At 35.3% G+C, this 10,322-nt stretch carries 8 protein-coding genes; 1 reads left to right on the top strand and 7 read right to left on the bottom strand.

What is annotated here, in order from left to right; all coding sequences use genetic code 11:
* The 3 genes from ACJQWY_RS05660 to ACJQWY_RS05650 all read right to left on the bottom strand — a co-directional run.
* A partial coding sequence (locus ACJQWY_RS05660; RefSeq protein WP_407076762.1) for a MucBP domain-containing protein occupies positions 1-1,565 on the bottom strand: 1,565 nt, incomplete at its 3' end.
* Positions 1,566-1,610: 45 nt separating this feature from the next.
* A complete protein-coding gene (locus ACJQWY_RS05655) occupies positions 1,611-1,790 on the bottom strand; it encodes a cyclic nucleotide-binding domain-containing protein (RefSeq protein WP_407076761.1) in 180 nt (59 codons plus the stop codon).
* A gap of 939 nt (positions 1,791-2,729) precedes the next feature.
* Complete coding sequence (locus ACJQWY_RS05650; protein WP_407076760.1) at positions 2,730-3,437, bottom strand: B3/B4 domain-containing protein; 708 nt, start codon at positions 3,435-3,437, stop codon at positions 2,730-2,732.
* A 353-nt stretch (positions 3,438-3,790) separates the two neighbouring features.
* On the opposite strand from ACJQWY_RS05650, the gene arsC reads away from it, so the two are divergent.
* Positions 3,791-4,204 carry an arsenate reductase (thioredoxin) gene (gene arsC / locus ACJQWY_RS05645; protein ID WP_475325271.1) on the top strand — a complete coding sequence of 138 codons (414 nt, stop codon included), beginning with the start codon at positions 3,791-3,793 and terminating at the stop codon, positions 4,202-4,204.
* A gap of 462 nt (positions 4,205-4,666) precedes the next feature.
* On the opposite strand, the gene ACJQWY_RS05640 is transcribed toward arsC, so the two are convergent.
* The 4 genes from ACJQWY_RS05640 to ACJQWY_RS05625 form a co-directional block, all read right to left on the bottom strand.
* A complete protein-coding gene (locus tag ACJQWY_RS05640) occupies positions 4,667-5,326 on the bottom strand; it encodes a MucBP domain-containing protein (RefSeq protein WP_407076758.1) in 660 nt (219 codons plus the stop codon).
* A gap of 260 nt (positions 5,327-5,586) precedes the next feature.
* Positions 5,587-5,931: a hypothetical protein gene (locus tag ACJQWY_RS05635; RefSeq protein ID WP_407076757.1), complete on the bottom strand. Its 345-nt coding sequence runs from the start codon at positions 5,929-5,931 to the stop codon at positions 5,587-5,589.
* 70 nt (positions 5,932-6,001) lie between these two features.
* Entirely contained in the window at positions 6,002-6,700 is a 699-nt protein-coding gene (locus tag ACJQWY_RS05630; RefSeq protein WP_407076756.1) for a Crp/Fnr family transcriptional regulator, read from the bottom strand.
* A 1,363-nt stretch (positions 6,701-8,063) separates the two neighbouring features.
* The gene (locus ACJQWY_RS05625) at positions 8,064-10,094 is read right to left on the bottom strand and encodes a MucBP domain-containing protein (protein ID WP_407076755.1); all 2,031 of its coding nucleotides are present in this window, start codon (positions 10,092-10,094) and stop codon (positions 8,064-8,066) included.
* Between the last annotated feature and the right edge of the window lie 228 nt (positions 10,095-10,322).

Raw genomic sequence — 10,322 nt, 5'->3', positions numbered from 1 at the left:
GTAAACTCTCCGTTCGCTGAACCCTTAACTTCTTTGAAGGTATATCCGGTAATATCCTTCTTTTCGGTCGTATACTTATCACCAACATTTCCAGATTTCACTTCTGATTTAGCGATTTCCTTACCATTTTCATCCACATACTTAACAGTTACATCAGCTGCTTTAACGATATCTTTAGAATAGATATAGGTAACTATCTTATTCTGTGATGAGAATTTTCCAATCTCTAAACCTTCTACTTTTTGAAAAGTATATCCCTTAATATCTTTTTTAGTTGTTTTAAATTCTGTACCTACTCGACCTGTCTTAAAATCAGGTTTTGCTATATCGTTACCATTTTCATCTATATATCTAGCCGTTACATTTCCTACCCCAATTTCTGGAGCCTTAGTTAAAATATAGCCTGCTCCGTCGTGAATTTCTTTAAATACCCCTTTAATCGAACCGTAATTAGATACAACTTTATAGCCGTCACTCCTTAAGCGTGCTAACTCAAGATTAACTTCATCAGTTAAGTCATATTCTTGACCAATTCTCCCACTTACGCTAATTTTGTTTTGAGGTAATTCATTTCCGTTTGCTTCATAAAATTTTACTGTGTGCGTTGAACTCCGTGGTTGCCAGACATATGTATCTGCATCTCCACTACCATAATTATTAGTTAACTCAACCGTGGACCATTCATTCTTTCCGGTTGGATTATCTTTAGTTCCTTGACCCACATTTTGCCATTTACCGGAATATTGGCCTGTTCTTTCCGGATCAAGTAACCTAGAACCGTTCTTAAATCTGAAATTATCACCTAACTTCAATTCTTTCAGGCTATTCGCCCCTTTAAACATATCTGTCATAGTGGAAACTTTTGAAGTATCAAAATTACTTAAATCTAGACTTAACAATTGATTTGTGTCAGTATCTCGTACATTACCAAACATTCTTTCCATTGTAACCACATTGGATGTATCAAAACTACTTACATTTACACTTTCCAGTTTTTTCATATTCATAAACATTCCATACATATTAGTAACTTTGGATGTATTGAAGTTGCTTAAGTCCAAATTAATTAATCCAGTATTATAAAACATAGATGTCATATCTGTTACTTGCGAAGTATCTAAATTTTCTAATCCATCGATAGACTCTAAATTACTTAAATCGGCAAATACCATGCGGCCATCTGCTATTTCTAACGGCCCATCAATTACAATCTTAAAAACTTCGTTTCTACCAACATTAGCGTTTTCTAACGCAGCTTGCAAAGTAATATTTGGTTTACCTGTATTAAAACTAGCGCTTGGTAGATGAAGAATGCCATTTTCTAACGTTAGATTAAACCCACTATCTCCCCAAGGAATAGACTCGCTAGCTGTTGTAACCTTTGGTTCGCTCTTTGTACTTACTTCTGATAATTTAGATGTCTTGTCACTATCGGCAGAACTATTAATACTAGTATCACTATTACGACTACTTGAATTACTAGTTTGTTCATCAGCTAATACAGCCAACGGATTAACTAATCCTAATACCGCTGTACTTATTAATAAATATTTCCCAATTTTCATTTTTAATTTCTCCTATATTTAATTACTATAAGATGTCCAAGTCACTTACTTTAACTGCTTGATGCATTCTTTTAGATACTTCATATCTTTAACTAAGATTAGACCGTGCTTCATTTCTACAATATTTTCATCAACTAATTCAGCCATAATCCCCGTTACCGATGTTCTTTGATTCATACCAACAAATTTGGCAATGTTTATTTGCTTAATCCATTGATATTTCATTTGTATCATCCGAACTGAAAACCCAAACATTTACGTAGCTTCATATAAAAAAGCACATATCTGTTCTTTATGATTATTACTAATTTGTTGAAAAAGAAGTAAAACATTATAGTCAACCTGCTTCCGATAATTAAGAAACACAGTTACTTACTTGTATCCTCTTAAAAAGGCAAACTTTTTATGTTCCTTTTAATACAATTATAAGGTTCAATTAAGTTTTTATGGTCCTAAAAATGTCTCAAAAAGTACAATTTCTTGGCAAAAACTCGTCACATTTGATACGTTTTATTATATTTTGGGAAATTTAAAATTAAAAAATGCTTCAACAACCAAGTCAAAGCACACATATCCACACTGGCAAATTCTAGTTAATATTGAGTAGTTAATAATATTTAAATAACCTCAAACGGCTTATTGTCCGCGTTCTTTTAACATAAAAGGCTCTGCCGAAACAAACCCCTAGATAACGGCTTATACATTTTTCCCTAACAACGAGTGTAAGCAATACCAGCTTAAATCCTTTGTGCATCCCCATCTGTAGAGCATTTATCCGAATTGCTATATAGTTATCACTACAAACATTAACGTATTTCTATCTAATTGTTATGATTCTCATTAAATATTCTTATAAGCTCCTTCATATCGTCAATAATGGAATGTTTACGGACGAAAGTCTTAGCTAACTTATCCTTTGCCAATAATATTTCTTAATTACCCATCGTTGTGCTTAACTATTCTTACATTCATACTATATCCCCTGAATAATTTTATTGGGTTGCTATAATTAGATATTAAAAAAGGCAAAGAGGATAAAACTCTTTACCGTTCGGCCACTTTTTATAGCTTGATTATTACGCTTATCTTTAATATATTTGCGTTTTTTGTTTATCTAAATACATTCACACTATTGTTTCAATACCAAACGCACTAAACTTTACATTACAAAAGTTTTATAGCACTATCGTTCTTACTAAGTTGATATCGCATTGATTCAACCTGTAAGTTATCTTTTATTGCTGTTTGCAATGCCCGAATAGCATTATTAGCTTGTTCATGAGTCTCTGGTCGAGTAGATTCAATAAATAATACTGCATCATGCGTATCTTCAGTTAACATAGTACGCTGACCATCACGCCAGTTAAGACAACGGCACACTGCACCCTTGTCATCTGCATAAATGACTTCTCCCGATAAGGCCGGCTCATTATTATCATCTCCCAAAGGGTAAAATGCTTCCCCACCTTCTGCGACACCAAGAGTCAAATCTCCTACTATCGTGTCCATATCTTCTCCACCGACTGGTACACCATAGCTCATAGAGATACTATTATAAATGTCCACTAAGGGGTTGATAGATCCAACACCTTTTCCTTGTGCAACACGCTTTAACAAAGCTTCAATGGATGAGCGAGCGCCTTTCTTCTTTTTGAATTTTGTGTAATCATTCCGCCATTGCTGAATAATGACATTATCAGAAAAATTGTCTTCAGGTAAATACTTTAAAGCGTTGTTCTTAGCAACGTTTAACATATTTTCATAAACCTCAGCATCTTTCAAGGTATTATTTACATCTTTAACAATTAACACGTTGATTTGCGCCTCAGGAAAAATATTCCAAAAACTATCTTTAACAATAATATTATCCAATTTTACATCCTCCAATTGACAGCTTGTACAAAGAATAAACTATATTCATATTATAAAGCTTACACTAATGCGTGTCTTGTTTTCTATGAATATCTTTAAGTCAAAGAAATTAACCGCAAATATACTGGCTATAATGCAATACTACACTAACATCAACAAGGCACGTCAAAAGTTTACCCAACATTATACATGGACTGGTGAAGATGTGCTAAATCATCATGATTTATTAAATAATGGCTGTAAAAATCAATGAAGCATTAACAAAATGACAATATATTTTCAAATGTTTATTTAGATACTATTGCTATAAATGATAGTATGATTAAACAATCATATTATTAAGTGAGGATTAAATCATGCAACTATACTTCCTATGTACTGGCAACTCATGCAGAAGTCAAATGGCAGAAGGTTTTGCTAAAAAATACGCCCCTTCTGATTGGATAATTAAGAGCGCCGGCGTAGAGCAACACGGTTTAAATAAAATGGCAGTTAGCGTTATGGCTGAAAACAACATTGATATTTCCAATAATACTTCTGATTTAATCGATAATGACTATTTACAATCAAGCGATTACGTCATTACATTATGTGGTGATGCCAAAGACAAATGTCCAATGACACCACCAAACGTAAACAAAGAACATTGGCCATTAGATGATCCAGCACAAGCAAGCGGAACAAATGAAGAAATTTTAAACATATTTAGGTCTACTCGTAATGATATTGATGAATTAGTATATAACTTCATCAATAGAATTAAATAAAATAATAATAAGCGCCCGTTTTGGACGCTTATTTTTTACATAAATTCATTTATATCAATGTTTAAACTACGTTACCCCCCAACTATCTACGCTTTCACTATTTTTTAAACAGTCGCGCTCCCCCCGGTATACCAACGTAAATGAAATGTTATTTTTTATAATTGGGGTGTTTTTAAAAATAATAATAACTACACTGTTTAAGAGAAGCACTATCATTTGTTATTCAGTTCTTTTCCTAGTTAGTAACTGAGGGCAAAGAAAAAGACAAGTGCATTAATACTTGTCTCATTATTTAACATATCAATATTTAATCTATTTATAATCTGTAGACTTATGAATAAATTATTATTATGTTTTATTTCCGTTTCTTCCATACANCATTAATACTTGTCTCATTATTTAACATATCAATATTTAATCTATTTATAATCTGTAGACTTATGAATAAATTATTATTATGTTTTATTTCCGTTTCTTCCATACAATCAATCCAACTAATGAAGCTAACACAACACTGACAATTCCAGCTAATGTTACCTTCTCAGCTGCTGTCTTTGTTAATACTGACTGAACTCCCTCAACTACGTTAGTCATTACGTCATTACCAGTTGAATTATTTCCAGGTTGCTCGGACGTATTTGAGTTATTATCACCGGAATGATCTGGTGTATCAGGTTTTGCTGGTTGACTTGGATCACTTGGTTTTACATTATCATCATTCTTGGTGTAAATGTACGTTACTGTTTGTGCCTTGTCAGTAAATTCTCCGTTCGATGATCCTTGAACTTCCTTAAAAGTATATCCAGTAATATCTTTCTTTTCGGTCGTATACCTGTCGCCAACGTTTCCTGATTTCACTTCTGATTTGGCAATCGCTTTACCATTTTCATCAACGTATCTAACTGTCACGTCGGCTGCTTCATTCTTTTGCCAAACATAAGTATCAGCATCATCTAAACCTCTGTAATTATTAATTAACTCAGATGAACTCCAGATGTTTTTACCAGTTGGATGATCGACTGTTCCATTACCAACATTTTGCCATTTACCGGTGTACATATTTGTTACCTTAATTTCCGGTAAATTTTCATCTCCATAAAATAGATAAATATTCGTACCCAATGATATTTTTTCAGATTTCGATCATTTAGAAACATATCTTTACTAGATGATGGACCCGTGTTAATACCATATGTGAATTTATTTGTTAAATTTAATTCCTCCAATTCATAATCATTAGCAAATCGTTCAGCAAATAAACTAACGGAGGAAGTGTCAAAATCGGATAGATCTACTTTTTTAAGTCTGGGGCCATTAGAAAATCCGCCACTAATATCGTATAATTTTACTATATCCCACTTGGAGTCTAAGCCAGATATAGATTATAAGTTAGGAAAATTAGCAAATAAATTTCTACCTGCGTAGTCTCGAATAAGACTCCAAGTATCTAAAACATTTATTTTCTTTATCTTAGATTCTTGTTCCGCGGTCATACCACGATTTTGAGTTGGTTGTTCTAAGATAATTCCATTATTAAAATTCAATAAGCCATCATCAGTTAATTCCCAATCATTTCCATCCCAACTTCCTGTTTCAAGTGACTGATTTAGATGGGTATTATTAATTTGTGCTGTGCCTTCTTGTTCACCTGATGACGTACTTTCAATCTTTGAATTACTACTTGCACTGGACGTTGATGTGGCGTTACTATCATCTGCCAATACCACTAAAGGATTTACCAAGCCGAGTACTGTTGTGCTTAGTAAAATATATTTTGCAATCTTCGTTCTTCCACTCCTATATGCTTTGCGTATATTCCTCTAAATATTCCATATCTTTTACCAGTATCAATCCTGAATGTTTTCCTATAACATCAATTTTAATTAATTCGCCCATAATCCTAGTAATCGAACTTCGGTTTTTAATTCCACAAAAATCAGCAATCGTTTGATGCGTGATCTTATGATTAATCAAGATATAACCCGTTTTTGGATCCTTTACCCCAAATATTTGAGCACATTCATAAAGAAATATTTTGACCTGCCCTATTCGATTACTACCCACATGCCGTATAAATTTCTGAACATTCTCATTGATTTTTTCTCGATAATAAATTTTCACATATCGATTTAACATCTCATCATGATTAACCAATTCCCAAAACTTAACACGATTCACTTTATAAAGCTTTGCTTTATCCGAATCCACCTCTATATCATAGGGTTGTTCAACGACTCTTTCTTCTTCGTCGCGCAAGAGCGTTACAATCCCTGGTTTATTCATATAGGACAAATTAATTCTAAAGCCATCCGTCCCGACAAGGGACGTAATAATAACCCCCTCAACTAAAAGGTATAAGTTGGATTCAGGATTATGTGCTTTACTTACGAATTGGTTCCTGGATAACTTCATCGTCACCCTATCCGCAAGATCTAACTTTTCAACAACATCAAACAAATGATCTATATATTTTTGATTTTTATCTAAATGATTCATATGACTACTCCAATAACGCAAAAAAAGCATGCCTAACCCAATTAATGGACCAGAAATGCTTTTACATTTTTATTTGGATAAACCAAAATAGCACTAGCTACTGCTGTGCTGTGCTGTGCTGTGCTGTGCTGTGCTGTGCTGTGCTGTGCTGTGCTGTGCTGTGCTGTGCTGTGCTGTGCTGTGCTGTGCTGTGCTGTGCTGTGCTGTGCTGTGCTGTGCTGTGCTGTGCTGTGCTGTGCTGTGCTGTGCTGTGCTGTGCTGTGCTGTGCTGTGCTGTGCTGTGCTGTGCTGTGCTGTGCTGTGCTGTGCTGTGCTGTGCTGTGCTGTGCTGTGCTGTGCTGTGCTGTGCTGTGCTGTGCTGTGCTGTGCTGTGCTGTGCTGTGCTGTGCTGTGCTGTGCTGTGCTGTGCTGTGCTGTGCTGTGCTGTGCTGTGCTGTGCTGTGCTGTGCTGTGCTGTGCTGTGCTGTGCTGTGCTGTGCTGTGCTGTGCTGTGCTGTGCTGTGCTGTGCTGTGCTGTGCTGTGCTGTGCTGTGCTGTGCTGTGCTGTGCTGTGCTGTGCTGTGCTGTGCTGTGCTGTGCTGTGCTGTGCTGTGCTGTGCTGTGCTGTGCTGTGCTGTGCTGTGCTGTGCTGTGCTGTGCTGTGCTGTGCTGTGCTGTGCTGTGCTGTGCTGTGCTGTGCTGTGCTGTGCTGTGCTGTGCTGTGCTGTGCTGTGCTGTGCTGTGCTGTGCTGTGCTGTGCTGTGCTGTGCTGTGCTGTGCTGTGCTGTGCTGTGCTGTGCTGTGCTGTGCTGTGCTGTGCTGTGCTGTGCTGTGCTGTGCTGTGCTGTGCTGTGCTGTGCTGTGCTGTGCTGTGCTGTGCTGTGCTGTGCTGTGCTGTGCTGTGCTGTGCTGTGCTGTGCTGTGCTGTGCTGTGCTGTGCTGTGCTGTGCTGTGCTGTGCTGTGCTGTGCTCGGTCATTATGCGTTCCTTTTGAAAAGATTGTCAAGTTTATTGGTTCTTTTAATATTTATACTTACATATTTATTATAGTATTAATAGGTACAATTATTTTTTCCTTTTTTGCAAGCTTAGATACCCAAAAAAATTAATTTAAATAACAAATGTTACTTTTGTTAATAAATCCTTCGTTTCATCCCGTGTCTCACTTCGTACAATAAAAAAGAACCAAGTGAATTTATCACTTGATTACAAGATTATTCCGAACATAATGTACATTTATTTTCGATTTATTTTACATAAATTAACATCCAATTTACGAATCTAACACAATTCAATCATTCTTATTTTCAGATTATAGAAACTCCAAAAATAATTCATCAAAACTTAAATAAATTTCAACAAATTGATTCATGTTTTATGAATATCACTTATGCTTCTTCCGGATAACTAATCCAGCCAATAAAGCTAACACAACACTAACAATTCCAGCTAATGTCACCTTTTCAGCTGCCGTCTTTGGTAATGATGACTGAACTTTATTAATCACATTATCTACAACAATGTCATCATTGTTAAGATTGGAGCTTGAGTTATTATTATTTGTTCCTGGTTTGGTGTTGTTTTCATTACCATCAGCATTACCTCCATTATCATCAATCACTGGTAATGCTGGCATATTGGTCCCTGGATTTGCCGGTAATTGTGGCATATTAGTGTTAGGATTTACTGGCTTAGTCGGCATATTGGTTCCTGGATTTGCCGGTAACTCTGGCATATTGGTCTTGGGGTTTACCGGCTTCGTTGGCATATTGGGTCCTGGATTTGCCGGTAACTCTGGCATATTGGTCTTGGGGTTTACCGGCTTCGTTGGCATATTGGGTCCTGGATTTGCCGGTAACTCTGGCATATTGGTATTGGGGTTTACCGGCTTCGTTGGCATATTGGTTCCTGGATTTGCCGGTAACTCTGGCATATTGGTCTTGGGGTTTACCGGCTTCGTTGGCATATTGGATCCTGGATTTGCCGGTAACTCTGGCATATTGGTCTTGGGGTTTACCGGCTTCGTTGGCATATTGGATCCTGGATTTGCCGGTAACTCTGGCATATTGGTATTGGGGTTAGCTGGTTTTGTTGGTGTATTAGTATTTGGCGTGGCCTTATACACATAGGTTACTGTTTTTATTTCATCGGTAAACGTACCGCTTGGTGAACCTTGAACTTCCTTGAACGTATAGTTTTTAATGTCTTTCTGCTCGGTGGTATATTGTTCTCCCACCTCGCCACTTTTAACTACATCATCCGAAATTTTATTTCCAGCCTCGTCGACGTACTTAGCAGTTACATACGGCACAACATTCATATTAAACTCCAATATACCATTAAATGCGTAATCCATCTTTGGATATGCCTCTGTGTTATATCGAACAATAATTTTATATTTGCCAATTGGTAAATTGTAGAATTTTATCGTTCTGCTATCGCTATCGTATTTAGCTAAATCATAACTATTATTCAGATTATTGTCATCACTATCCAATACAAGTACGTAAGCTCCAAAAAGGTCTCGCTCATTATTTGCAGAACTAATTTTCATGGGACTAGTTATAATCTCTTGTTTATTCATGGTAATATCATTGAGTTTTACATCTTGTTCTTGTACAACCATTGCTTTTTCTAATGGAACTCGATTAGCGAATGACGAAATATCATATATATGATTATCATCTAAGTATAAATCTGTATTATTTAGATTTTTAAGCGGTGTCACATCACTAATGTTATTCTCTTCTAATTCTAAACTACTTAAATGGGTTGCATTTTCAAATATTTTAAGGCTATTATCACTGATACCATCATCATCAAAAATTAAGCTCGTTAATCTTTTCATTCCTACTAAACTTTTCAATTCTTGATCAGATATTGAAGTTCCATTGATACACAAGTCAGTTAAATATTTTAATTCGCTAACTGGGACTCTAGAAAGCGGAACACCACTAACTAAGAATCGATGCAATTTTTTTAATTCTAAAAGTGGTGAATAATCAAGTGGACTATTAGTTTGATCAATAAAATGAAAGTCAAATACTTCTAAATTAGTTGCATACTCTAAACCCTTCAAAGATGTGAATTTCACATTATAGGGATTTAAATACGTTAAATTACTTATATTTTCTTTCGTTATGTCATTCACAGTGGAATCTTGACTTAAAACTCCTTTATTTTGTAAATTATCCCATACTTCTTTTTGCAATTCTTTATCCGGCATCCATGAATCAATCGGTTCTTCTGACGTTTCTTTTTTATCTAATTGCTTAACACTAGGTTTTGTTTCATTAACTACTGACAAATTATTATTTTCTTTGTCATTACTTTGAATTGAGTCTGCGGATACAATTAATGGATTAATAAATTCTAATAGCACGGCACTCAACAATATGTATCTTGTCAATTTCATATTTTTTTCTCCCAAAATATCCAACATAGCCTCTCTTTACCTATTGTATACGACTAACAACTACATGAAGTTTTATTTTTTTAAATTGAAAGTACATATTATGTTCTATTAAGGTAACATATTGTACTTTTTAATGTTCTAATTAGGTTCGTTATACTACAAAATTTAAAATAACAGTATCTATACAAAAAACGCTTCAACAATTAAGTCAAAGCGAGCATATCCGTA

The organism is Weissella kandleri (genome assembly GCF_045504165.1).
GTDB classification, from domain to species: Bacteria; Bacillota; Bacilli; order Lactobacillales; family Lactobacillaceae; genus Weissella; species Weissella kandleri_A.
The sequence above is the reverse complement of the archived record's forward strand: the minus strand, read 5'-3'. Positions and strand labels throughout refer to the sequence as shown.